The organism is Ruminococcus sp. RTP21484sp1_RTP21277st1_D2_RTP21277_210401 (assembly GCF_040924225.1).
GTDB classification, from domain to species: domain Bacteria; phylum Bacillota; class Clostridia; order Lachnospirales; family Lachnospiraceae; genus Blautia_A; species Blautia_A faecis.
On sequence record NZ_JBCOMJ010000018.1, the window covers coordinates 76,313 to 102,228 of the forward strand.

The 25,916-nt window shown below is 43.3% G+C and carries 17 protein-coding genes and 1 pseudogene; all 18 read left to right on the forward strand.

Annotation, left to right across the window (positions count from 1 at the left end; all coding sequences use genetic code 11):
• Positions 1–15 precede the first annotated feature (15 nt).
• Positions 16–2,226, forward strand: a complete 2,211-nt coding sequence (locus tag AB5706_RS13160; RefSeq protein WP_368366127.1) for a hypothetical protein — start codon at positions 16–18, stop codon at positions 2,224–2,226.
• Positions 2,226–4,643 (forward strand): hypothetical protein, encoded by a 2,418-nt coding sequence (locus tag AB5706_RS13165; RefSeq protein WP_347161048.1) that lies wholly within the window; start codon positions 2,226–2,228, stop codon positions 4,641–4,643. The genes AB5706_RS13160 and AB5706_RS13165 overlap by 1 nt, the downstream gene beginning before the upstream one ends.
• Positions 4,640–4,774: a hypothetical protein gene (locus tag AB5706_RS13170; protein WP_272105110.1), complete on the forward strand. Its 135-nt coding sequence runs from the start codon at positions 4,640–4,642 to the stop codon at positions 4,772–4,774. Before AB5706_RS13165 ends, AB5706_RS13170 begins: the two co-directional genes overlap by 4 nt.
• Positions 4,755–5,036, forward strand: coding sequence for a hypothetical protein (locus tag AB5706_RS13175; protein ID WP_173718719.1), 282 nt, complete (start codon positions 4,755–4,757; stop codon positions 5,034–5,036). The genes AB5706_RS13170 and AB5706_RS13175 overlap by 20 nt, the downstream gene beginning before the upstream one ends.
• A gap of 30 nt (positions 5,037–5,066) precedes the next feature.
• Positions 5,067–5,504 (forward strand): hypothetical protein, encoded by a 438-nt coding sequence (locus tag AB5706_RS13180; protein ID WP_173718720.1) that lies wholly within the window; start codon positions 5,067–5,069, stop codon positions 5,502–5,504.
• A 372-nt stretch (positions 5,505–5,876) separates the two neighbouring features.
• Positions 5,877–6,554, forward strand: coding sequence for a hypothetical protein (locus AB5706_RS13185; protein ID WP_173718721.1), 678 nt, complete (start codon positions 5,877–5,879; stop codon positions 6,552–6,554).
• A 17-nt stretch (positions 6,555–6,571) separates the two neighbouring features.
• A complete protein-coding gene (locus tag AB5706_RS13190; RefSeq protein WP_215661261.1) occupies positions 6,572–8,923 on the forward strand; it encodes a leucine-rich repeat protein in 2,352 nt (783 codons plus the stop codon).
• Positions 8,924–8,990: 67 nt separating this feature from the next.
• The gene (locus tag AB5706_RS13195) at positions 8,991–14,228 is read left to right on the forward strand and encodes an Ig-like domain-containing protein (RefSeq protein ID WP_347161047.1); all 5,238 of its coding nucleotides are present in this window, start codon (positions 8,991–8,993) and stop codon (positions 14,226–14,228) included.
• Positions 14,229–14,412: 184 nt separating this feature from the next.
• Positions 14,413–14,934: a DUF4430 domain-containing protein gene (locus AB5706_RS13200; protein ID WP_347161046.1), complete on the forward strand. Its 522-nt coding sequence runs from the start codon at positions 14,413–14,415 to the stop codon at positions 14,932–14,934.
• A 336-nt stretch (positions 14,935–15,270) separates the two neighbouring features.
• Entirely contained in the window at positions 15,271–16,155 is an 885-nt protein-coding gene (locus AB5706_RS13205) for a leucine-rich repeat domain-containing protein (protein ID WP_347161045.1), read from the forward strand.
• Entirely contained in the window at positions 16,148–17,188 is a 1,041-nt protein-coding gene (locus tag AB5706_RS13210) for an energy-coupling factor transporter transmembrane component T (protein WP_347161044.1), read from the forward strand. Before AB5706_RS13205 ends, AB5706_RS13210 begins: the two co-directional genes overlap by 8 nt.
• Positions 17,185–18,945 (forward strand): ABC transporter ATP-binding protein, encoded by a 1,761-nt coding sequence (locus AB5706_RS13215; RefSeq protein WP_347161043.1) that lies wholly within the window; start codon positions 17,185–17,187, stop codon positions 18,943–18,945. Before AB5706_RS13210 ends, AB5706_RS13215 begins: the two co-directional genes overlap by 4 nt.
• Complete coding sequence (locus AB5706_RS13220) at positions 18,924–19,832, forward strand: ECF transporter S component (protein WP_347161042.1); 909 nt, start codon at positions 18,924–18,926, stop codon at positions 19,830–19,832. The genes AB5706_RS13215 and AB5706_RS13220 overlap by 22 nt, the downstream gene beginning before the upstream one ends.
• A gap of 53 nt (positions 19,833–19,885) precedes the next feature.
• The gene (locus AB5706_RS13225; protein ID WP_347161041.1) at positions 19,886–20,863 is read left to right on the forward strand and encodes a prenyltransferase/squalene oxidase repeat-containing protein; all 978 of its coding nucleotides are present in this window, start codon (positions 19,886–19,888) and stop codon (positions 20,861–20,863) included.
• 52 nt (positions 20,864–20,915) lie between these two features.
• On the forward strand, positions 20,916–21,851 hold the full coding sequence (locus AB5706_RS13230; RefSeq protein WP_347161040.1) for an AAA family ATPase: 936 nt from the start codon (positions 20,916–20,918) through the stop codon (positions 21,849–21,851).
• Positions 21,851–23,017: a DUF58 domain-containing protein gene (locus AB5706_RS13235; protein ID WP_347161039.1), complete on the forward strand. Its 1,167-nt coding sequence runs from the start codon at positions 21,851–21,853 to the stop codon at positions 23,015–23,017. Before AB5706_RS13230 ends, AB5706_RS13235 begins: the two co-directional genes overlap by 1 nt.
• Positions 22,942–25,275 carry a transglutaminase-like domain-containing protein gene (locus tag AB5706_RS13240; RefSeq protein ID WP_347161038.1) on the forward strand — a complete coding sequence of 778 codons (2,334 nt, stop codon included), beginning with the start codon at positions 22,942–22,944 and terminating at the stop codon, positions 25,273–25,275. The genes AB5706_RS13235 and AB5706_RS13240 overlap by 76 nt, the downstream gene beginning before the upstream one ends.
• A gap of 18 nt (positions 25,276–25,293) precedes the next feature.
• Positions 25,294–25,916 (forward strand): annotated as a pseudogene (locus AB5706_RS13245) (hypothetical protein); the annotation flags it as partial.

A 25,916-nucleotide genomic window follows, 5' to 3' on the forward strand; every position in this document is an offset into this window, starting at 1 on the left:
AAGGAGAAGTAAAGAATGGAATGGAACATCTATAAAGACTGGCTGGATCCCGTCTTGTACCGGCAGATGGTGTCCATGATCTATCAGCTGTCCTCAAATGCGGACAAAGAAGCAGTTTTAAAACAGGAGAGAGAAAACAGCCTGTTTTATGGAATCTGTGAGCGCAGTATGGAGGAAGAATATAATCTTCATTATCCCGGAGAAGTATTAGAGCGTATGAAAGAGCGGAGAACCATGACAAAACCGGTTTACCGCGCCCTTGGTCTTGCACTTGCAGGAACGCCTAGTATTCAGGAGCCGTGTATGTTTAATGGCACCCAAAAAAGCGGCTTCTGGAAACAGTTTGATAAGGCACTTGGGGAAAAGGATTTGTGTTACCTTGCAGTCCGGTGTCTGCTTGCAACAAAAGATCGCAAGCTCTGGGTGGATGCCCTGCACCAGTATCCATATGAAAAAGTGGAGGAAATGATCTTTATCCTTTCCGTTTTTCCAGAGTCGGATACGTTATGGCAGAAATTAAAGGGAAAGATCGCGGCCTGCTTTGGAAGGGAACGCAGGCTGTCTGTTTACGAAGACTGGCATTTTTATGCCTGGATTGCCATGAAATATGAGAAACGGCTGAAAAATGACCGGACCAAAGAAACTGCGGTGTTAAAACAGGTGGTAAAACTTTCCCAGACAAATGCGGCGAATGCAAACGGGGCGTTGGAGGAACAGCTTATAAAAAATGGATATAAAAAGGAAGAGGTCATTTTTTTAAATGGCATATTGACAGGGGCACGAAGATACCTGGATCCGAACTCATTGACTGCGGAGAAGATTGCAGTAAAGGTATTGAAAACCTTTCTGCCAGGAGAAAAGATGTATCCGGATGTGGTGTATGAGTTATGTGAAACTTTTTTAAGAAAATACGACTGTTTTCCAGTGCGTCTTGGTGGACAGGAAAAAATCCAAAATTGCCTGTATGGAATGAAGGTGGAAAATGTCCGGACTTTCTTAACGCTGTTTCCTTTTCGAAAAAATGGGATGAAAGAGTGGCATTATATTAATTTAAACCAGGAAAAATGGCACTGCATGGCCACGCAGCTTAAGGAGGAAGAGTTTGAAAAGTGTGTGAATGACACCCTGCGAAATGGGGCATTTGAAAAAACAGAGCTGGAATCTTATCTTGCAGCCTATCAAAAGCTGACCGGACGGGAATATGTGGAAATCTTCTGGAAGAAAATGGATTACGATCTTTGTCATGTCTTTCATCTGTTAAGTGAAAATGGGATCCTGGATGCCGTCGGTCTTATGAAACAATTTTTTAAGGAATACCGGGAAATGAGAAACAAAGAACCGGAACCGGATGCTTTTGAACCGGTCCCTTTTATCGGAGAGGCTGATACCGGGGAGGATCAGACCGGGGAGGCAGAAAAAGTATTTGGGGAGAAATGGGATAGCATGCTGTATTACCTGAAAGCAGATATGGAAGATATAAATACCATGACCAGTTTTTCCATGTTAAAGCTCGTCATTACCCAAATCGGAATAGAGGGAATCCCAGGAATTCTGGAACCATGGAGCATGCTTCAGAGATCCTTTTCGTTGTATCCGTATGGAATCAGTCGTGGAGAATGTGAGATCTGCCGTCCGCTGTTAGAAAGAAATGCACATCAGGAATTATTTATGTGGATCGAGGAACATCTGTTTTTAACAGATGTTGGAAACTACATCAGCTTTTTGAGGAGCATCCTGTTAAAAGACAGTACAGGACTTTGGATGGAACCAAAGGAAGCTATGCAGATGGCAAAAGAAATCCTTCCCTATCTGGAGGACAGTAGTGGGAAAGAAACGCTGCGAAGAAAATACATGTCAGAGGAAGAACTGCGAAGCCTTGAAATGGAAAAAGAGTGGAAACAGATACAGGAAACAAGGATGCGAAAGCTGGAAGAGGAAAAGAAGATCAAAAAGGAATTTAATCTTCTGCTTCGGAAAAATAAGGGGACAAATCAGCTTTTCGAACAGATCTATGACTTTTATTACTATGGAAGATATGCGGAAAATTCCTTACGTGCCAGGATCATTCTTTCCTATATGCGGGATTATCTGGACAGAAGAGGAAAAATTGTAACCAGCAAAGAGGAAATAAAATATCTGTTGTTGCTGATTCAGAACCTGTATAAAAATGAACAGATAGAGTTAGAGGGCATCAGGCAGATGGTAGATTTGATGGAGGTTGCATAATGATTGAAGTGATAAAAAGACATTTAGCGGAACGAAATATGCTAAAAACGGCGGGACTCTCTCTTTGTTACCTGGAAAAAAAGGGAGAAGAAAAATGTGTACGGGCAGCAGAAGCCATCATTCAAAATGAGGTTATGGATGTGATCCCGTCCTTGTGGGAACAGGTATGTTTGTACATGATGGAAGATCCGGAAACGATTACCTATCTTGGAAAATTGAAAAAAGAGGGATGTGAGCTGAATGCATACCGGTTCCAGCGGATCCTATTGGATGCGGGGACAGATAAAGTTTCAGATTTTTCCTATGAACAGGTAAAAGCCGTGTATTTTGATCCGCTGGTAACCGATGGAACCGCTTATTCTTATATGAAATATTATGGAGAGCAGAATGTAAGCAAAGAAGAAAAAGAACAGCTGGTAAAAAGTATTGCCATGTGTATGGATGTGCTGGACTTTGAGAAGGCAGGGGAAAAAGACCGTATGCTGCTTGTGAATCCGGTATTTTCCTCAGAGCTGCTACTTAATCTATTGGAAAATGTAAACAACCTTAAAATTCTTCAAGACCAAGGTCTGATGGAGCTTGTCAATACGCTTGCTGGGTACGAGGCTGAGATCCGGTCTCTAAACCAGAAGCAGTTCGATCAGATGAAGGAAAGACCTGGTGAGATACTGGAAAAGTTAAGGCTTGTGACCAGGTACATTGAAAAAGAGAATCTGACAGATGGATTAAGCTTATGGCTGTGGAATGAAACTCTGTATGAGGATTTGTGTAAGCTGGAACGGGCATTTACAGATGGCGCGGATCCAGCCGAGGTATTTTCCGGCAAAGTGTCCTATGTGAATACCCTATACCAGAATCCCTTATCTAAAATTTCTCTGTCCAGTTTAAGTGTAGAAAAATCAGAACTTCTATTATATGCCATCACACAGAAAAAGAAGGCATTCTTAAATCTCATCAATGAGGAACCGGAACTTTTTTATGATCTTCCAAATGCTTCCATGCTGTTAAAGAAAGAGATGTACCAGGAGTATATAAACTTAAATACCCTCAATCGGAAGAATTTAAAAGATAGTGCGGATCTGATTTTATCGCGTGACAGATTTGAACTTTTGGCAAAACGGGAGCATACATTTGAAGAGTTAAAGCTTCTTTGTACTGCAAAAGAGGCAGTGATCCGTTTGTATGAACAGCTGACCTGCAAATGTGATGAAAGACTCCTGGTTCTTCGGGAACTGATAAAACGGGAGTGTGTGCCGTATTCCTTTTGGAAAGGACAGATAGAACCACTTGCAACTGCGTTATCCCAAAAGCCGTTATCCAGATGGATCCGGGAGAACTTTTGGAACATTCCGGATTTAAGCTACGGAACGGCACTGTGGCTTTTGGTGTACCGGGAGCAGCTAAAAGGCATGGAAAAAGAGATCACCATGGAACAACAGGCCCTCTATCTGTTAAAAGATCTGGCACTGGTAAAAGAGTGTGATTCGTTAAGTGAATTAAAAGAAAAGCTGATCTTAGGGGATGTTTCCTGGAGGCTGCTAAAAGAAAAACTGTCGTTTTCAGAAGAATTTGTACAAAATAATGCTGCTCGGATTGGCAACTTTCTATTTGTAGGCGGGGCTGAGATCATGGAAACTTTTCTGGAACGGCAGCCCTCCAAAATCGAAGAGATCCGGAGACTGGTTACAGCAGAGCTTCTTGGAAAATTTGACGAACTGAAATATCCATCTGGGGATCTCATGCGTGAGATTGATTTTGAGGTATCCGAAGAAGCGGAAAAAGAATGGAAAATAGATCGGACTTTTACCAGCAAAAACTTGGTATTAAAAGAGGAAACCGGTCTTCTTCCAGTTATGCAGATCGGAGAGGTCCCAAGCTATTCCTGCCTCTCCTACCGCTCAGGGTTAAACAGCGATTGCCTGTTATCCTGCTTTGATTCGAATAAAAAGTTTTTCTTTATCCGAAAAAATGGACAGGTGGTATTTCGGGCCATGATACGATTGACAAAGGGATCCTATGTGGGTGACAGAATGCGAAAAAAGATCCAGTTTGCAGATCTGTCAGGAGCTGGGAAACCAAAAGAAGAGGAAGGGGAGGAACTGGTATTGTTCTTGGAGCGCTATTACGAGAAGAATCTGACAAATGAGGAAATGGACCAGGCCGTATATCTTGCATTTGTGGCTGCAAAAGAAAAAGCCAAAAAGCTGGGAGCCAGGTTGGTTCTTAGCTGTTACTACCAGGATGATGTGAAAACAAAGGAATATATAAAGAGTAACTACTATTTATATATTTCCAAATCCAAAAACGGCAGCCAATACCTGGATAGCCTATACGGGGAAGCGTCAGTATCGGATTCCGGAGACTATAGCAGCAATATCTTTTTGCTGGAAAATAAAGAACAGGAGGTAGCTGCGTGAGCGTGCAGGAACTAAGAAAAGAAAGGGCGAAGAAGTTAAGATATAAAAAGCCCATTGCAAAAGGACTGAATTGGCAGGATATTTTAAGAAAAGATGAGCGAGGAAGTGTGTATGGCAAGGGCATTGTATGATTTATGTAGAAAGGACGGAACGGTGATGGTTTATTCCATCACCGGACCAGAAGTGGCAGCAGCAATCGGCTGTAAGCTGCAGGATGTTTATAATTCTGCGTGTTATGGACAATTGATCCAGCATACCTATTATGCGGAAGTGATTGACCGTCCGCTTAGCAGGCGAAAGGATATTACCCTCTTAACGGAGTATGACCGTGTCCGCAAGGTATTTTTACGAAAGTATGGAAGCGCATCGGAGAAAAGAGACGTGACAAGATAAAAAGAAAAGGGATAAGAGAGGAACCCATTTATGAGAAAAACCGAACAGAAAGAGTTTTGTGAAAGATATGACGCAAGAAGGACATTTTATAATTGTCAGCTGAAGGTGCCGCAGGTATCTTCTAAGCTGGAAACGCTGTTTGCAAACAGTAAAATCGAATGCAGGGAGCTCTATGAAAACCAGATGGAGAAGATCACTGATGCAAAGAAGCTGGCAGACTGGATCCGCGATACCTATATGCGTGTTAATAAAGAGCGTGGCGTGTTATATGCAAGAGCGTGCCTTACGGTGATGATGGCAGCTGGCTATTCAGTCCGCGGCATGCGTCTTCCACATAAGAACGAATGTGTGACAACCTGGTGGAAGTTAAAACATGTCATGAAAAGAAAAGAGCAGCTTATTGTAACCTATAGAAGTGCATTAGGTCCGCTCCAGAAGGAAAAGGCAGTTGTATTTGGAAGAGAGTAGGATTAGGGGGCTGAAAACAGCCCCCTTTGGTGGGAGAAAGTTATTGAAATGACCATATTAGAAATGTTATATATATAATTAATTTTTAAAAAATCTTTTAGAATGATTGACAAATTTATAGATAAATGTTATGATTTTGACAATAAATAAATAATAATGTGGTCGGCTCCTAAAGAGCCTGTTTAAGACAATCCAGTGGAAATCTGGAACTAAACCTTTGTGTTTACCTGTGTATAGCATTTTATATAAAGTGCTTAAGTCAGACCATACTACACGTTGGCGGAGACTCCTATATTTGTTTATGGAGACTTCGCTTTTGTTATCTAAATGTGATTTTTCATAGTTAGGATCTGAGCTATAGGCAGACTTGATTTGAAGAATAAAGAAACAGGAAGGAGGGTCACAGGTCGGATTAGCAACAAAATGATAACTAAAAATTATAAAAAGAAAAATGGTCTTAAATTGAAAGGAGACAACACCATGAAAAAGAATTTTAAACGAGTATCCGCTATTATCTTAGCAGCAGCAATGTCAATGAGCTCAAGCGTAATCGCTTCCGCAGCAAAGATGAATATTTATGTTAGAGATTACGATCAGAAAGTAACAAATATTTATCAGGAAACTTCAACTACCCCAACAATTGTACTTGATACAAATCCTGGTGAGTCTATCTATGAAGCTATTGCAAAAGGAAAAGTAGCAAGCGATTCTAATAATGCGTTAACAGCAAGCATTAGTTCTAATTGGAATAAAGTAACCAATAAAGATGGCTCAATTGACTGGTATTTGATTTCTATGGGAATTAATAACCGTGCTAAGACATCGTTTGCTACAAAAACAAATGACAATAACTATTCAGATTTGGAATACGATGATGAAGGCAATATCATTCATGGTGTATGGAGCGGACATTCTTGGATGTGGCTGGAAGGTGGTATGGAAAGTATTAACAGTACAGCGTATCCGGAATATACAATGAGTGATGCTGTGTGTCCGGCAAGTGATTTTTCAATCATCTTAAGCTATGATCATTCTGAATTAAAATGGTAAGTAGGTGACGGTGAGAGATGAAACGTAAACAATTTTTTTTCATTCTTTCTACTTGCTTAGCTTTATCTGCATATAGTCCAGTAAGTGCAGCAGAAGCTACATTTAGTAGTTTTGAAGAAGATGAGACATTTGTATCAGAAGATGAGGACTCTTTTCGGGATGAAAATTATGATATTATAGATGATGAAAATGATGGCTATAATTTCGTTGATTCTGAAGAATGTGGAGAGACTGAACAGGCTGAAATATTTGCTGATGAAGCTGATACAGGATATAAAATAGTAAAAAATGGGGTACCAATCGAGTTTAAATATGATGGGACAACATTATATTTTAGGCTAACAGAGGGTGCAACAGAAGGAAAATTACCAGATTGGGGATCTGTTGCTGGAGCAATGTGGTGTCGTGGCACGCTACAGACAAGTGCACAGAACGTAACGAAAATCGTTATCGGTGAAGGAATAACAGCTATTGGCAAGAATAATTTTTGCAAAGGCGGAAATAAGTTATTTGAAAACTTAACAGAGGTTGATGTGCCGTCAACACTTTCTGAAATCGGTTTCGGAGCATTTCAGAATGACACTAAATTAGTGAAGTTTGATTTTAATAATATAAAATCAATTGGTGATGTTGCGTTTGCTGGCACTGGATTTACTGACGTTACAATTCCTTTAGATGGTGTTATTCTTGGAAGCAATGCTTTTTATAATTGCAAGAATTTATCATCAGTTTCCATTGGTGATTCTGAATTATCAGATGGAATATTTTCTGATTGTAATTCTTTAGCTGATATTCATTATGCGAGTAAATTAGTGAATATTCCAGCAAATGCATTTCAACGAACTGCACTATCCTCTTTTAATTTTGATGGAGTTGAATCTATCGGTAAAACAGCATTTCAAGGAACAAAATTAGAAACAATTAGTCTGCCAAATGTAAAAGATATTAGTTCTTATGCATTCTTAGGATCATCGGTGAAAAAGATTTCTTTCGGCAATGCAGAAATAAATGTTGCTGAAGATGCATTCTCTGATTGTAATGATTTGACATCAATTTGTTATGCTGGAAGCAGAGAACAGTGGAAAAATCTAGCAATCAGCGCATCAGTTTCTGAGAATGTTCAAATTCATTGCAAGGCAGATAGTGTAGAACCTAAAGTTGCTACTTGTACCGAAACAGGATTGAAAGAAGTTGGTGTTTGCGAAGTATGCGGTGATCATTATTCATATGCAGACGATGAAAACGTACTTCCTGTAGACACTGTGAATGGACACAACTGGTCAGAGGATTATGTGGTGGATCAGGAAGCAACCTGCACAGAGCCAGGTTCCAAGAGTAAACATTGTACAAGAGAAGGTTGCAATGCAAAAGATGATAGCCAGGAGATTGAAGTTCTCGGACATGATTATGTTTCCAAAGTGACAAAAGAAGCAACCTGCACAGAGAAAGGAATTCTTACTAAGACCTGTAGCAGATGCAACGATGTTGTAACAGAGGAAATTCAGGCACTTGGTCATGATTTTGCGAAAGACTATAGTGTAGATGTAAAAGCTACCTGCACAACTGATGGTGAGCAGAGCAAGCATTGTTCCAGATGTGATGCGAAAGAAGATGTGCAGAAGATTGCAGCACTTGGACATGATTTTACATCTAAAGTTACCAAAGAAGCAACCTGTACAGCTGATGGCGTGATTACCAAAACCTGCAGCAGATGTGGTGCAACTGAAACTGAAGCAATCAAAGCAACTGGACATAAGTTTGGTGACTGGAAAGTAACTGCTGAAGCAACTGTTTTCGCACCAGAGCAGCAGGAGAGAATCTGCGAGACTTGTGGAGAAAAGGAGACAAAGACAGTAGGTACTGCTTTAAAAGCGACTGCTACTGTAAACGCTTCCAGCGTAAAGCTGAAAGTAAAACAGTCCACATCTGGTCTTAAAGTTACTGGCCTTGCAAAGGGCGATTCTGTAAAGACATGGAAATCCACCAATACTAAGATCTTTACTGTAAAGGGATGTGCAAACGGTACCTGCAAGCTTACAGCAAAGAAGGCTGGTACTGCAAAACTTCAGATCACTCTTGCAAGCGGCCTGAAAAAGACTGTAACTGTGAAAGTGCAGAAAGCTGCTGTAAAGACTACAAAGGTTACCGTAGCAAATACAAAAGTAACAGTTAAGAAGGGCAAAAAAGTTACCCTGAAACCAGTGGTAACTCCATTTACCTCCAAACAGAAAGTTACTTACACAAGTTCAAATAAAAAAGTGGCAACGGTTTCCGCTAAGGGTGTTGTAACGGGAAAGAAAAAAGGAACAGCAAAAATCACAATTAAATCTGGTTCCAAATCAGTAAAAGTTACTGTTCGAGTAAAATAAGCATTAGGATCAAGGCTCTTCTTCCGTGAGGACGGGGAGCCTTTTTTAGAAGGAGTGGCTGAAAAGAATGAAAAAAATAGGACTATGGAAAAAAATAGCCAGTTGGCTGCTTGTTTTTTTGTTGGTATTGCAAATCCCAGTAGATACATTTGCAGAAGAATGGATTAGCGGGAACGATATTTCTGTAGAAACAGATTTTACAGAAAATGAGAATTCAAATAATGAAGAGGAAGAAAACACTGATTTTTATAGTGATGGAAATATAGAAGAATCAGAAGGTGATAGTTTTACTGATTCAGATGAACTGCCAGAGGCAGATATTGTTTCTTTTAGTGATGGAACCAGTCTGTCCGAAGATACAGAGACACAGGAAATTCAGGTTACTGTGAGTGTAAGCAAAGACGGTAAATTTTTAAATGACAAAGACGGTAAGCCTATGGCTGGCCGTACCGTATTGCTTAGTGGCAAGGCGTCTTACACTATGGATGATGCCCTAAAACTGGCGCACGACTTATATTATCCAGGTGGTTCTGAAGCGGGATATGATTATCATGCAGATGATAGTGGTTTATATTATGGGCTTATTTACAAATTATGGGGAATTAATCGCGATGATGTTCCGTTTATAAAATCGGTATTAAACAATGATAGCGCAAATTATCAAACTTCTTTAAATAGATTGATTCATGACGGTGATGATCTTTGTTTCTTTATTCAAAAACGAAAAAGTGTGGATTCTTATGCATATTTTACAAGGAAAACACAAACGGTTTTTGCAGGGCAGGATATAACGTTACAGCTGAAAGAAACAAGTGATGCACATATTTATAGTAATTGCCAAAGCGCATCTATTTATATTGACGGAGAAAAGGCAGAAGGTTTAATTACAGATGAACAGGGTAAAGTAACTATATCAGGATTGGAATCACGGGAGAAACCATATTTTATTACGGCAGAGAAAATGGAAGAAACTGCTGATGGTGATAGAGCTACTTTAATATCAGCTGCTTATTCCTATATAACAGTTATTCCAAATGAAAGTGTTAAACAATCTTGCATAGATACAGTAACACTTCATTTTGAGACGGAAGAAAAAGAAAAAGATATTGCTCTTAGTGTATTAGATGGAAGCCAGGCATTTATTGTTCCAGCGGAAATGACATATGTAAATACGCATACTAACAAAACAGATATGTATGTTAACGTAGGCATGAAAGAAGCAGTGAGTGATGACTGTCATGTTTATGCTGTTTATACGAGTCCGCGAGATCAAGCGGAACATAGAGTTAGCTTAATCCAAAATAAATATGTATATTTAAGCCAGGCAATTTCTAAAGATGCTATATTGGATCAAGGAAAAGGATATAATTTGGCTATTCGATCAATACGGATAGAAGTAAGTAAGAATGGCAATGTTATTGATTCTTGCGATCTTGAAATTCGTTATCGTAATCATTTAAAAGAAATAAAAGTTATTGACCCCAAAAATCACGAAATCCCGTCCAATCTAGAAGACTCATTGGATAACCAAGAACTTATTGTCAATATGCCAGAGAATATTGAACATATTAATCTTGAACTAGAAGCATACGGATATAACTCTTCTCTTAAAGTAATGTTGGAGGAAGAGGAAATTAAACCGGATTATTTAGGCAAATACTGTATTGTACCAAATTGGGATAATAAAGAAGAGTATATAGCGACAATAGAAATTATTGAGAGTAGCGACGTATATTGTCAGGAAACAGCCAAATACTCTTTGATTATAAAAAAGAGTGGAATTGACTATACTCCAGATGTTACATTTAAAGAACCATTTACTAATATAAAAACATTACATTTGGGAGAGACACCTTTAACGATAAGTGTGCAAGCGTCAGTGCCAGGCAATGGAGAGGGAAAATTTACTTATCAATGGTATTATTTACAGAGTACAGAGCGGTATTTTAGAGCATGGAATTATCCAAAAACAGCTTGTAAAATCATAGAAGGGGCTACAGAACCTACTTATACTGTAGATACAAATGAAGCTAGTTCAGAAAAATGTTATTGCTGTGAAGTTACTTATGAACTGAATGGAAAAAAATATAGTGAATGGAGTTCGTTTGGTCAGTACGAAGTACTTCCGGAAACTGTTTCTTCCCCTGTAATAACAAAGCAACCTGAAAGTATTATATATGTAAAAGGTAAGCCGATAACTTATCAGCTCAAAATAGAGACGGAAAAATCGCAATGGTTTACAGAAGACACTTTATATCAATGGTATAAAAACACTGAAAATAATTCCGAAAATGGAACTTTGATTCCAGGTGCTACAAAAGATTCTTATATACCACCAATTCCAGACGATGGCACGATGTACTATTACTGTAAAGTAAAAACAAAAAGGCTGGAAAATTGGTTTGATTCGTTTTATAGTGAGGAAATCTGCTCTGATGTTGCAGCTATGACTGCAGTGGATGAACCATTTCCATGGGAAGGAAATGGCACTGAAGAATCTCCTTATCTAATTCAAAATCTGTCTGATCTGGAAGCTCTGCAAAAGAAAGTCAATGAAGACGGATTCGATTTTTATGGAAGCAATTTTTCTTTAAAAGAAGATATCAATCTTCCATCAGACTGGAAACCAATTGGTACAATCCAACCTGGAAACACCAGCACAGGGAATGGAAAATATATTTGGCCATTTTCTGGAATCTTAAATGGCGAAGGGCACACGGTCACAGTCGCGACAAATGGAAAGCCGCTGTTTAATTATGTCCGTGATGCAGTGATTGAAAATCTCAATCTTTTGGGAGAACAGATTAATGGATATGGTCTGGTTGACCGTTATACAGTTGATTATGGTCCTGACGGTATTTATAACACAGGATGTCCGGATGCAGTTACGATTCGGAATGTTACGTTAAAATCTGGCATGAGTACCAAAAAGGCAGGACTGATTGGAGGATATGCTTCCGGAGCCAACTCGATTGTAATTGAAAACTGCAAGGCAGAGAGTGGTGTTCTGATCGGATATACAGGTCAGGAATCCAGTATTGGAACTTTTGCTGGTACAATTAATGGAATTATTCGCAACTGTAGCAGTTCAGCAACTGTGAAAGGATTAAACAAAGTCGGAGGGTTAGCTGGAGCTAAAGGCCAGTCTATGGGCTCCTGTACCATTGAAAACAGCAGCTTCACTGGAACCGTAAATGCTACTGGCAAGTGGGTAGGAGGAATCCTGGGAAGCGGCTATGAGGCAGATTCTGCTCCGAATACTCCGGTTGCTTCCGTGAAAAACTGTTATGTAGCAGGAACCATCAGTGGTGTATCGAACGTTGGCGGTATCTTTGGCGGGGAACCAAGCTGCATGCAGTGTTGGGGAAATGGAAGTGGATCTATTTCTAACAACTTCTTCTACGGCACTGTTTCTGGAAAAACCAATGTAGGAGCCATTGTCGGATATTTAAAGAGCTTCGATAAATTCCAGGGAATTTCCAACAACTATTACCTGGACTCCTGTGGTGCTACCCAGGGAATCGGTGAAGTGGAAAACATCCTGACCGTGGAAAATGATCCTAAATGTGGAATCGACTACGAATTTAACCAGAACGATTACTGCTTTGCAAAGACCGCCGGGGAATTTGCCGACGGCACTGTAAAGGATGGCTTAAACAGCGGCAACTACCACAACTGGGAGCAGGGAGAGAATTATCCGGTTTATGGAACTGGCGCTTACCCGACAGGGCTTACCCTTACCGGAGATTACAAAACAGAGTATTATATCGGAGAAGAATTAGATCTTTCCGGCGGTACCTTTACCGTTACCTGGAGTGATGGAAGCAAGACCAATCCATCTTTTGAAGAAATCACAGTGCTCGGTTATGATCCCCAGACCAGGGGCAGCCAGATGCTTCAGTTAAAGTATGGGGCGGTTGAAACAACCATTACGGTGAAGGTGCTGGTAAAAGCAGAAAAGATCACCGTTTCCTTTACACTCCTTGGAGATAAAGCCCATGACAGTGATACGGACGGTGAGGTACATACCTTAAAGGCAGGAAACCTGGAGACCTGGATTCAGGAGACCAGTGTAGATACTGACAGCAACGCAACGGTACTGGATGTACTGGAAAAAGTGCTTGCAGACAATCAGCTTGAATACAGCAATCCAAAGGGCAACTATATTGATTTTATCACCAAAGATGGGGAGAAGCTTGGAGAGTTTACCAATGGAAAGAATTCCGGCTGGATGTACACCTTAAACGGAATCCATTCCGATCTTGGTGTCAGTGAGCAGTTTTTAACAGATGGAGATGAAATTGTCTTCCATTATACCGATGATTACAAACAGGAGCATGACCATAAGTGGGTAGAAGGCTGGACTTCCGACGCAGAAGGCCACTGGCATGAATGCAAATCTGATTATGGAACCTGTGACATCACTGATAATACGAAAAAGGGCGGTTATCAGAAACATACCTATGGAGATGGCAAGATAATAACCGCAGCTACCTGTAAAGCAGAGGGAAAGAAGGAATTTACCTGTCTGGTGTGTGGCTATACAAAGACGGAAGTTATTCCAAAAACCAGCCAGCATTCCTATGATGCTGGAACCATCACCAAACAGGCAACCTACACCGCAGCCGGGGAAAAGGTTTATACCTGTACCGTATGTGGGGCAACCAAAACAGAAGTGATCCCGATGCTTACTCACGAGCATAACTTCACCTGGACGGTCATTTCCAAAGCGACTGTATTTGCTCCGGAAAAACAGGAGGGAATCTGCTCCATCTGCGGTGCAAAACAGAGCCGTGATAACGGAAGCAAGCTCACCGCAACCATGAAGTTAAATGTAACCTCCATCAAGCTTCAGAAGAAACAGGCTACGACAAAAGTAAAGGTTACCGGTCTGGCAAATGGGGATTCCGTGAAGTCCTGGACTTCCAGCAACAAAAAGATTGTGACCGTGGATAAAAACGGCAAGATCAAGGCTGGCAAGAAAACTGGAAATGCGAAGATCACCATCACCTTAAAGAGTGGCAAGAAAGCAACCCTGAAAGTGAAGGTACAAAGCGCGAAGGTAAAAACAACTAAGATTACCGGATTAAAGACGAAGCTCACCTTGAAAAAAGGAAAGAGCCTTACCTTAAAGCCAGTGGTTGCGCCAATCACCTCCCAGGAGAAGGTGACCTACACCACTTCTAATAAGAAAGTAGCAACCGTTACGAAAAATGGTGTGATAAAAGCGAAGAAAAAAGGCACAGTAACCATTACGGTAAAATCCGGAAAGGTTACCAAGAAGGTCAAAGTAACCGTAAAATAAGAATCGGAACATCCACCAATGTCGGAGAAAAGTTCTCTGGCGTGGTGGATGTTTTTTCTGGTTAAAAGAAACTGGGGAAAATAAAAGAAACCAGGAAAGGACCAGAAACTATAAATCCAGATGACAGTCCCCTCAAACAATGCTACAATACCTGTAGAGAAAGAATAAAAAGAAAGGGAAGCGTATGAACCAAAAACGAAAAAAGTGGTTGACCTTGTTATTAAGTCTGTTACTGCTTCTATGTGCCAGCGTGTTTACAGGCTGTGGGGGAGAGTCCTCTTCCGGGGAGCCTGCGACCTGTACGATCGAGATCTCCTGTGCGACGGTCCTGGATCACATGGAGGAGTTAAAGGAAACCAAAAAAGAGTTTGTCCCGGAGGATGGACAGATCCTAAAAAAGACAACGGTCTCATTTACCACAGGGGAGAGCGTCTTTGATATTTTAAAAACCATCTGTGGGGAAAAGGGGATTCAGATTTCTTCGAAGTACACCCCACTCTATGACAGCTACTATGTGGAAGGAATTAACCAGCTCTATGAGCTGGACTGCGGAAAAAATTCCGGCTGGATGTACAGTGTCAATGGGACATTTCCCAATTATGGGGCATCTGCGTACAAGCCAAAAGACGGGGATGTGATCTTGTGGGTGTACACCTGTGACCTCGGAAATGATGTGGGAAATCCCTACCAGGAAGACGAAAAATAGCAAGGTAAGCTCACCTGGTTCTAAAACACCAATCATGCAAAAATATTCATAGATTGCCAAAATTTGACAGATACCATTTCAAATGCTATAATAACAATATTTGATATAGGTAGAACTATCAGAGATCGAAAAATCAAATAACCAGACATGGTTCAGCCAGATGTGGCTGATTTAGGAAAATTCGGTGCGATTCCGGAACCATAATCACTGTATGAAATTAGCGGTACATAACAGCGCATTTTAAGTCAGCATATTCCACTTGTCGTAAAGGACGGAGGCTCATCGAAGTAATGGGGCTCTGTTTTTGTTACCCAAAAAAGCGGAGGAAAGAAAAGAATGCGTGTTTATAAAGATGAAGAAATGCGCTGGAGCATGTTGCGGTATGACAGCCGCACATTTACAGCACAGCAGGCCAAAATGTTAAAAGGAGATGTTACAAGGAAGGAAATTCCGGAAAAATATATTTACATTGACGACGGCTGTTTTCGGGGAGACGGACGGATGAGAGAAGTCATTCTCCCACCAAATTGTAAGATCATTGGACGGGAAGCCTTTTTCCAGTGCCAGATCCGAAAGGAAGTTGTTCTTCCTAAGACATTGACGGAAATTAAACGGCGGGCGTTTTCAGAAAACCACAGCCTGCGTGCAGTCCATTTTCCGGCGTCCCTAAAAACCTTAGGACCAAAAGCTTACCGTGATTGTACCAATCTATTAAGAGCCGTGTTTGCAAAAGACTCAGAGTGCCGGGAAATTCAGGAGGGAGCATTTGATTCCTGTTCCAAGCTAAAAAGACTGGTGCTGCCAGACCACGTTGAAGTGATTGGAAGTAAAGCGTTCTTTCGGTGCAAGGAGTTAAAAAAGGTAATTTTCCCAGATACCTTGAAGGTAATCGAGGCAGAGGCGTTTCGGTTTACAGGCCTTGAGGAATTAAACCTTCCGGAAGGTTTAGTAGAACTTGGCGATAGTGCCTTTTTCAAATGCAACAACTTAAAACATGTTGTGATCCCGGAGAGTGTGGATGTGATCGAACGCTGGGTATTCCATGGCTGCAACCGGCTGGAAAGTGTGGAAATCCGTCACGATCCGGAGTATGTCGGTCCGTGGATCGTTAATAAGAGCTGTACCATTCGCTGTTATAAAGGCAGCAAGATGGATGCCTATTGTGATGAGTATGAACTGAAGAGGGAGTATATCGGTGCCGAAAGCGTTGTCAATGAATAAAGAAAAAAACAACAGAACGTGTGCAAACCTTACGGTAATGGATACCTTTTCTGCCTGTCATCCTTTTTTGAATTTTTTCTATTTTACAGTGGTACTTTTTTTTACCATGTTCAATCAACACCCGGTGTTCATCGGGATCTCTTATATTGGAGCATTTTCCTATTCGTTTTTATTAAACGGATGGGAAAAGACTCTGAAACAAAGCTTTCTTCTTACTCTGCCAGGTCTTCTCATTGTGGCACTATTAAATCCCATGTTTAATCATTACGGGGTTACCATGCTGTATTATGTAAAAAGCAGCGGCAACTGGATCACCCTGGAAGCACTTGTGTACGGTGTGGTGCTTGGCGCTGTGATGTTCGTAGTCATCCAGTGGTTTTCCTGTTACAATAAAGTGATGACAACGGATAAATTTATCTATCTGTTTGGGCGGATCATTCCGGCGCTTTCCCTGATCTTATCTATGGCGCTTCGGTTTGTGCCAAGGTTTACTGCACAGTTAAAAGTAATCCGAAGCGGGCAGAAAGCCATGGGACGGGATGTATCAGAAGGAAGCCTTTTTGCGCGTATCCGCCATGGGCTTAACATGCTCTCCATCCTGGTTACCTGGGCGCTGGAAAACGCCATTGAGACCTCTGATTCCATGCGAAGCAGGGGATATGGTCTGAAGGGAAGGACTGCGTTTTCCATTTACCATTTTACAAGAAAAGATAAGTATGTCCTGGGAATGATGATCGGACTGTCTGCTATATTTACAGGGGGCTGTATCAAAGGGGCTGCCTATGCAAGTTATGATCCCAGAATCCTGTTAGCTGGCTTTACCATCCAGGGATACGCGGCACCCGTTTCGGTTTCCCCGTTACTTGCCCTGCTTACCTATCTTTGTTTTGCAGCCTTTTGTTTTCTTCCAGTGCTGCTGGATGTGACAGAAACCATCCGCTTTTCCTATAGCAGGAGAAAAGAAACGGCGGACCTTGAAATGACGTATCAAAAAATTTACCAGACTCTGGAACAGGAAGGAACAGACAGATGAATCTTGTAGAAATAAAGGATTTCGGGTTTTCCTATCCGGAAAGTTCCAGAAAAGTTCTGGAGCATGTAAACCTGAACATAAAAGAAGGAACCTTAAATGTTATCATGGGAAGGAGCGGTTGTGGAAAAAGCACCCTGCTTCGCCAGTTAAAAAGCGTGCTTGCACCAGCTGGAGAAAAAGAGGGAGAGATCCTCTATCGGAATATTCCGCTTAGGGATACCGACCACCGCACACAGAGCCAGGAGATCGGGTTTGTGATGCAAAATCCGGACAACCAGATCGTGACCGATAAGGTATGGCATGAGCTGGCGTTTGGACTGGAAAGCCTTGGGTATGACAATGCCACCATCCGGCTTCGGGTGGCAGAGATGGCAAGTTATTTTGGTATCCAGAAGTGGTTTTATAAAAATGTATCGGAATTGTCAGGCGGGCAAAAACAGCTTCTAAACCTGGCTTCCGTGATGGCCATGCACCCGTCTTTACTGATCCTGGACGAGCCAACCTCCCAGTTGGATCCCATTGCAGCTTCCGATTTTCTGGAGACCGTGAAGAAGATTAATCGTGATATTGGGACTACTGTACTGCTCACCGAACACCGCCTGCAGGATATCATTCCGTATGCCGACCAGGTGTTTGTCATGGATGAGGGTACCCTGTTTATGGAAGGGACACCCCGGGAGATTGGAACCAAATTAAAGGAACAGCACCACGGCATGTTTTTATCCATGCCGGTTCCCATGCAGATTTATGCAGGGACAGAGAGCACCCTTACCTGTCCCCTTACCGTAAGTGAGGGCAGACAGTGGATCCGGGAATATATAGAAGAAAAAGGAATAAAAAAAGAACAGATCCAGCAGGCCAACCAAAGGTTGGAAAGACAGGGGGAGAAAAACAAAAACGAAACGGCAGGGCTTTTTGGGCATTTCAAGCGCCAGAAAGAAAATACGCCCCCAGCCATCCAGATGAAGGATGTCTGGTTTCGGTATGAAAAGGACAGCCCCGATGTCATTCAGGATCTGTCACTGGAAGTAAAAAAGGGAGAATTCTATGCCCTGGTAGGGGGAAACGGAACCGGAAAGAGTTCCACCTTATCTTTACTTGGACGAGTACACCAGCCGTACAGCGGCAGAATCTACCTGGATGGAAAGGATCTTCGTTCCTTTTCCGACCGGGAGTTATACGGTGGGTATCTTGGTGTTATGCCACAGAATCCCCAGAGCATCTTTTTAAAAAAGACGGTACTAGAAGACCTTTATAGCGTGATCGGCGGAAAAAAAGAAAAGCCGTCCAGCGAGTACCCCATTTCCATGAAAAAGGAAAAAGCCATCGAGGGGATTGTAAGCCTTACCCATTTGGAAGGGTTGCTTAACCGCCATCCCTATGATTTAAGCGGCGGGGAGCAGCAGCGGCTTGCCCTTGCAAAAGTGCTTCTTCTTCGCCCGAAGATCCTTCTCATGGATGAACCGACCAAGGGAATGGATGCGGAATACAAAGAAGAGCTTGGAAGTATTTTAAAGAAGCTGCAATCCCATGGAATGACGATTTTCATGATTTCCCATGACGTGGAATTTGTAGCCGAGTATGCGGATACGACAGGCCTGTTTTTTGAGGGAAATGTGGTGACAAGCAAAAAGACAAGAGACTTTTTCGCTGGAAATAATTTTTATACCACTGCGGCAAACCGTATGGCAAGAGGTCTGTTTCCAGAGGCAGTTACCGGAAAGGATGTGGTGTCATGCTTGACGAATCCCAGTTAGATGAATTTCTGGATGAATTCTTTGGGGAAGAAAAACCAGCTTCGGATGCCGCCCGTTTAAAGAATTCGGGAAAACAAAATCCTTTCCGCCGAAATGAAGTTCCTTCTGAAGAACTGGAAGAATACACCCTTCCGTCTGACGGAATGATTATCCGCCAGATGGAGCGCCAGGGAAAGGTAAGCCGCCGCACCTGGTTTGCATTTGCGGTCATGCTGATCGTGGTACCAATCCTTCTATTCTTCTCTGTGAAGATATGGGGAGGGCGAAAATACCTGCTCTGCAGCCTGATCGTAGTAGTGGCTGCCATGCTTCCCTTTTTTATGATGTTTGAGGGCAGGAAGCCAAAGGCAAGGGAGATCATGGTGATCTCGGTATTAGCTGCCATTGGCGTAGCAGGACGTGCCGCCTTTTTCATGGTGCCAAGCTTCAAGCCTGTGGCTGCTATCGTGATCCTAACCGGGATTTCCTTTGGCGGGGAGGCTGGATTTTTAGTTGGCAGTCTTACCATGCTGATCTCCAACATGTTTATGGGGCAGGGTCCCTGGACACCCTGGCAGATGTTTGCCTTTGGTATGATCGGATTTCTGGCAGGGATCCTGTACCAGAAGGGGATTTTAAAAGCCAGGAAGTTCGATCTTTGTATCTATGGATTTTTAAGTGTCTTTTTAATTTATGGCGGCATTATGAATCCTGCCAGCATCCTGATGTCCTACGGGTACATTACAAAAAGCAGCCTGATCGCTTATTACATTTCAGGTGTGCCTGTGGATCTGGTACATGCAGCCTCCACCGTGATCTTCCTGTGGCTGCTTAGCCGCCCGCTTCTGGAAAAACTGGAGCGGATCAAGGTAAAATATGGGCTGATACAGGAAGCAGAGAACCGATAATAGAAAAATAGATGTAAGTGGAATTTGATTTTTTAAAGAAGGAGAAACGAAAAATGTTAAATCCCAAAATGAAAAGGAAGGAATGCTATCTTGCCGGAATACTGGCGGCGGCAGCTGCCATCAGCCTGTTATCCGGGTGTGGAGGCGGTACTCCGTCCTTAGAGGAAGCATTAAAGAAAACTGCTTCCTATGAACAGACAAGTATTCCCTCCCCAGCTTCCGATTCCCTCGGCGGTGAGTGGACGGTGATCGCACTGGCACGCTCCGGGGAAGAGGCAGAGGACGGCTATTACGAAAAATACAGGGCAAACTTAGAAAAGCGTGTCAAGGAGCAGGAAGGGGTATTAAGTGAAAACCGCTATACCGAGTATGCAAGGGCTGTCCTGGCTTGTAAGGCCATCGGGATCGATCCTTCTGATATTGGCGGGTATGACCTTATAAAGTCCCTGGAAGATTTTGAGGCTGTTACGGCACAAGGGTTAAATGGAGCCGTGTATGCCCTTCTTGCCTTAAATGCGGACCGCTTGGAGATAGACGGGGAATTGGAGCAAAAGTATCTGACCTACATAGTGGAACAGGAAAAACCAGCTGGTGGATTTTCCTTAGATGACAGTTCCGATACCGCAGATGTGGATCTGACTGCCATGACCTTACAGTGCTTAGAGCCCTATGCCACAGAGGAAGAAATCAGTGCCATCATTGACCGTGGCGTGGAATTTTTAGCGGACGCGCAGGCAGAGGATGGCGGTTATGAGGCGTATGGGGATAAAAGCTCTGAGTCCGTTTCCCAGGTGATCCTTGCACTTAGCACGTATGGGATCGACTGCAACAAGGATGCACGTTTCCAGAAAAAGGAAAAAGGGCTTTACGACACCCTGATGGAGTATTATAAAAAAGATGGAAGCTTTTCCCATGTATTAGATGGGGACAGCGATCCCATGGCTACCGACCAGGCGTTTTGTGCAATGGCGGCATACAGCCGGTTTTTAAATGGCAAAACCAGTTTTTATGATATGAGCGAATCCAATTGACACATAAGAAAAAGAATCTGGATCAGCCAGTAAAAAGGGCAGGAGGAAAGAAATGGCAGATAAGATCACACAGCTTCAGAAGGAGCTTGGAACCATTATAAAAGGAAAAAAAGAAGTTACGGACAAGATCATCATGGCAGTGCTGGCAAGAGGACATGTGCTTTTGGAGGATGTCCCTGGTGTTGGAAAGACAACCACAGCTTTGGCACTTTGCCGTCTTATGGGAATGGATTTTAACCGGATCCAGTTTACGCCGGATGTAGTCCCTTCCGATGTAACCGGATTTACCATGTACGAAAAACAGACAGGCAAATTCATCTACCGCCCAGGTTCGGTGATGTGCAACATGCTTCTGGCGGATGAGATCAACCGAACCTCCAGCAAAACCCAGGCAGCTCTTCTGGAAGTCATGGAAGAGGGAAAGGTAACGGTAGATAACGAGACACATCCCGTTCCCCAGCCCTTTGTGGTCATTGCAACAGAGAACCCTACCGGTTCTTCCGGAACCCAGATGCTGCCGGAATCCCAGTTAGACCGATTTATGGTCAGCCTTTCCATGGGCTACCCGGATCACGAAAACCTGGTAGAGCTTCTTCGGGACCGGCAGACAGTAAATCCGTTGGAGAGGGCGAAAGCAGTTATTACAAAAGAAGAAGTCGTAGATTTACAGGATCAGGTACAAAAGGTATATATGGCAGATTCCATCCTGAACTATATTGCAACCCTTGCGGAAGCCACCAGAAACCATCCTATGATTACACTTGGTCTTAGCCCCCGTGGAACCCTGGCTTTATGCCGTATGACAAAAGCGGCAGCATTCATGGAAGAACGGGATTATGTGATCCCGGAAGATGTAAAAAGAGTATTCACAGATGTAACCGCACACCGCATGATTCTGGATTCCAGAGCCAGATACCAGGAACAGAGTGCGAAGGATATTCTGGAAGAGATTTTAAAGGATACAGAGGCACCGAAGGTAGAGGGATAATGAAAAACAGGATTTTACTACTCATATGGTTTATACTGCTTGCCCTGGCTGCGGTTTTTACCGGAGCCTGGGTATATGCCGTCCTTTTGCTTTTGTCCGCCCTTGCGGTAGTGGCGTTTTTGCTGCTTGGTTTCTTTTGCGGAAAAAAGATCACCATGAAGCTAAAGATCCCAAAAGCTGCAGAACAGGATGGAATCTGGAAAGGAAAGCTGCAGATCGTAAATGACTCTGTCCTTCCGGTATTTTTAGGAAAAGGCAGCCTGCAGCTGGAAAATCGTTTTACTGGGGAACAGATGGAGCTTCCATTTTCGTTTTCCCTTAAAGGAAGAGGGAAAAAAAACATTGACTTCCAGGGAAAAAGCCAGTGGTGCGGCTGTATTTACGCCACCTTACACACCTGGCGCTCCTATGATTTCTTTGGTCTGGCAGGGCAGAAGAGGAAGGCTGAGTTGTCCGCCAGTACGGTGGTGATGCCTTGTGAGCAAAAGGAAGATTTTCGTTTTCTCACAAAAGAGGGCTTTGACATGGAGAGCTTCCGCTATTCCGGAGCCCGTCCCGGGGATGATCCTGGGGAGACCTTTGATATCCGGGAATATCAGGAGGGGGACAGCATTCGTCAGATCCACTGGAAGCTGACGGGCAAGTTAGATAAAATGATGATCCGCCAGAGAAGCTTCCCGGTGGATGATACGGTCCTGATCCTGGCAGAGCCCTATTTAAAGGAAAAAGCCCCAGCCGTAGCACAGACGCTTGGTGAAGTGTTTGCCGCAGTTTTAAATAGTTTTATGGAACAGGGCATTTCCTGTCAGGCTGGTGTTTTTGACCACAGCACCGGACATTTTTACATTGAAAAAATACGCACCCGCGAGGATTATGAAAATATTCTCTATTTATTCCTCCGCCACGGAGGGGAGGGGGAAAAGCCCTGCACCATCACAGAATATCTTCACACTCCGGGACAACAAAGATTTGCAAATTATATTTATATTACAGGCACCCCAGAAGAGGAAGATCTTAGAAGCCTTCGAACCCGGGGCGAGGTAACCGTTGTAGGCTGCGGAATCGCAGCGGATAAAGGAGAAACCATCACATGGAAGTATGGATCACAAGACAAGAAGAAAAACATAGAAGATACCTGCCCGGTATCCTGCTGGAAAGTATCCTGATTTTTCTGGTAAACGGCGTTGGGACCTTTGCGCTTTTGCATACCCTGATTCCGTCTGTGAATGGGATTCCTTTTTTGGTGAGCGTCGCTGTCACCGCCCTTTTCTGTGGCTTTCTTTTCAGGCTTCGGGAACATTTGGTTGCTGCGGTTTTCTCGTTAAGTGCAGCTGACGGGATCTGCCTGTTTGCATTTTCTGGCATGCTCTTAAATGGATTCCTTTCGCTCTGGAACCAGCTTGCAGAAGTTCTTGGGAAAAAAGCAGGGATTTATCTTACCATCTACCAGCTGAAGGATTCTGGAAAAGCAAATGGGGAGCTGGCTGCTTTTATTTTCCTTGGCATTGCATGTGGGCTGCTTGGCTTCTTAATCCTGAAGCTTCGGTGGTATGTGCTGCTCCTTCTTTTTGCGGCAGTCCTTCCGGTGGTTCTGGTAAAAACCAGCCTGCTTCCAGATACCAGGCTTTGTCTTTGCTTTTACGCTGGAACCCTGTTAGAATTAAACTACATGACGAAAAATAAAGGGGGAAACTTAGGTAACGCTGCCGATGTGTCCGCTTTTATTGCCGGGGCATTTGGTCTTCTTCTGGTTTCCGTTTTCGGGGGTGTGTTCCTTCAAAGCCTGGTGCCAAAGAATGAGTACCAGGACTCCCAGCTTGTGGCAAATGCCAAAGAAGAGGCATTAAGTGGACTTTCCAGGCTCCGCTACAAAGGGCAGGGGGCAAATTCCCTTCCAGATGGAAAGTTAAAGCAGACCGGAGCCTGGAGTGCGTCATCGGATACGGCACTTGAAATTACCATGGAGCATCCGGCTTCTTTGTATCTGCGTGGCTTTGTGGGAAGCGTTTATGACGGCTCTTCTTGGACGGAGATTTCCACGGAAGAGGCCTATGAAGAAAAAGACTTGTATTACTGGCTTCACCAGGAGGGCTTTTATGGAGAAACCCAGCTTCTAAATGCAAGAAATCTGATCCAGGACGATTCCCTCTCCAGTGAAAAAGGAATCATTTCGATAAATAATAAAACGGCAAGCAGTAAATACCTTTATACCCCGTATGAGCTCTCAGGTCTGCCAGACGGCTACACAGGCGAAAACGCCCAGGCGGACAGCACCCTGTACGCCAGAGGACTGTTTGGAGAAAGAACCTATCGTTTTTCCTCCCTTGGAAATCTGGTAAGTGATTTTACCACCCTTGGAGCAAAGGTCTATCAGACATTGACCGCTGGAAATAATGCAGGGGATGGCGGCGCGGATGCCGTCAGTTCCTACCGAAGCCAGGAGAGTTATTACAATACCTTTGTTTATCAGGAAGATACCGCTCTTCCAGCGTCCTTAAAAACCCTGTTTCAAAAGGAACTTGGAGACGGCGGAAACCGGGAGGAAGGACATACCGATTACTACACGGCAATCACCAGGATCCGCTCCTATCTGGAAAAGAACATGACCTACAGTTCCCAAACGGATGTCTTTTCTGAAGACGGGGATTTTACCGAGAATTTTTTAACCACCTCTAAGATCGGGCACAGCGTTCATTTTGCAACAGCGGCGACGCTTATGTTCCGCTATTATGGCATTCCCGCCCGGTACGTGGAAGGGTATCTGATCACCCCTCAAGATGTAGATGGGAAAACAGATGGCGAAACTATCGAAATCCCGGGAACTAACGGACATGCCTGGACAGAGATCTACATTGATGGACTTGGATGGGTTCCGCTTGAAATGACACCTTCCTATTACGGTATCATGGAAGAAGCCAATTTAAAAACAGGGCTGGAAGCCAAAGGAAAACTGGCAGCTTCAATCCCGGAGACAGAATCACAGCCTCCAGTGGAAGAGAACATCCGTACCAATTTCAGCCTGAAGCTGGCATTGTTTGGAATCGAAAAATTCCTTCTTCTGTTTTTGATCGTATTTGATACGTTTATGTTTCTGTTTATCCTGACGGTGATATTCTTAAGAGCGTTTACAAACCGAAAGAGAAGAAAGTGCTTTGCCTCCCAGGACACCAAACTGGCAGTCCGGGCGATGGCTGGTTATGCCAGAGCGTTATACGAGCATGGCACACAGTATTCAGATGAGACCACATTACTCTATGAAAGAGTAAGAAAGATTGGACAAAAGGCAGCGTTTAGCCCCCATCCGGTATCGGCCTCCGAACGCCATGATACGGCAAGCTGTATCCGGCATTTAAAAAAGGAATTAAAAGCATCTGCAAGCTGGTATGACAGATGGATCATGAAATACATTGAAAGACTTTATTGACAGGAAAGGAGGCTGTTTATGAAAGAAAAAAAGAAAAGAAAAATACTGGCAGCGCTCATTCCTGTGGCAGTGCTTTTTCTGGCTGCTGTCGTTTTTGCACAGGGCGTATTAAAAAGTGAGCCCGAGGCAGTACCAAACCCGGTGCAGGGAATCAGTGCAGACAGCTCCTTAAAAGGGTATCTGGGAACCGGTTTTGCCTATGCAGGTTCTAAGAATGATGGAAACGGCGAGGAAATGGCAGAGCAGCAGGAACAGGCCCAGCTTCTTCCAGAAGAGACACCGACTCCTACGGTTACGCCGGAGCCGACAAAGGAACCAGTAATGCAGACGGTGACACCAACGCCTGAACCGGAGGAGAGCGTAACGCCCACCCCACAGGCAACTGTGACGGAAACGCCGCCAGAAAATAATAACAATACAAACCAAAATCAAGAGAATCAAAGTAATACGATTGAATATGATAACCAGGATGAACCAGACAATTCCGAACAGCCATCGGAAACACCAGATGCGGATGATAACCGGAACCAGGACGGGGCGCAGACTCCGGATGAGGATCTGCCACCTGTTACCCCGGCACCGGAAGAGCCGCAGATCACTGCGACACCTGCCCCTACGGAAAGTCCAGAGGAACCGGTAGA

Bases quoted from the DNA above. Each gene is read 5' to 3' on its own strand.
- AB5706_RS13160 (WP_368366127.1), top strand. From the start codon at position 16: ATGGAATGGAACATCTATAAAGACTGGCTGGATCCCGTCTTGTACCGG.
- AB5706_RS13165 (WP_347161048.1), top strand. From the start codon at position 2,226: ATGATTGAAGTGATAAAAAGACATTTAGCGGAACGAAATATGCTAAAA.
- AB5706_RS13175 (WP_173718719.1), top strand. From the start codon at position 4,755: ATGGCAAGGGCATTGTATGATTTATGTAGAAAGGACGGAACGGTGATG.
- AB5706_RS13180 (WP_173718720.1), top strand. From the start codon at position 5,067: ATGAGAAAAACCGAACAGAAAGAGTTTTGTGAAAGATATGACGCAAGA.
- AB5706_RS13190 (WP_215661261.1), top strand. From the start codon at position 6,572: ATGAAACGTAAACAATTTTTTTTCATTCTTTCTACTTGCTTAGCTTTA.
- AB5706_RS13195 (WP_347161047.1), top strand. From the start codon at position 8,991: ATGAAAAAAATAGGACTATGGAAAAAAATAGCCAGTTGGCTGCTTGTT.
- AB5706_RS13200 (WP_347161046.1), top strand. From the start codon at position 14,413: ATGAACCAAAAACGAAAAAAGTGGTTGACCTTGTTATTAAGTCTGTTA.
- AB5706_RS13205 (WP_347161045.1), top strand. From the start codon at position 15,271: ATGCGTGTTTATAAAGATGAAGAAATGCGCTGGAGCATGTTGCGGTAT.
- AB5706_RS13210 (WP_347161044.1), top strand. From the start codon at position 16,148: ATGAATAAAGAAAAAAACAACAGAACGTGTGCAAACCTTACGGTAATG.
- AB5706_RS13215 (WP_347161043.1), top strand. From the start codon at position 17,185: ATGAATCTTGTAGAAATAAAGGATTTCGGGTTTTCCTATCCGGAAAGT.
- AB5706_RS13220 (WP_347161042.1), top strand. From the start codon at position 18,924: ATGCTTGACGAATCCCAGTTAGATGAATTTCTGGATGAATTCTTTGGG.
- AB5706_RS13225 (WP_347161041.1), top strand. From the start codon at position 19,886: ATGTTAAATCCCAAAATGAAAAGGAAGGAATGCTATCTTGCCGGAATA.
- AB5706_RS13230 (WP_347161040.1), top strand. From the start codon at position 20,916: ATGGCAGATAAGATCACACAGCTTCAGAAGGAGCTTGGAACCATTATA.
- AB5706_RS13235 (WP_347161039.1), top strand. From the start codon at position 21,851: ATGAAAAACAGGATTTTACTACTCATATGGTTTATACTGCTTGCCCTG.
- AB5706_RS13240 (WP_347161038.1), top strand. From the start codon at position 22,942: ATGGAAGTATGGATCACAAGACAAGAAGAAAAACATAGAAGATACCTG.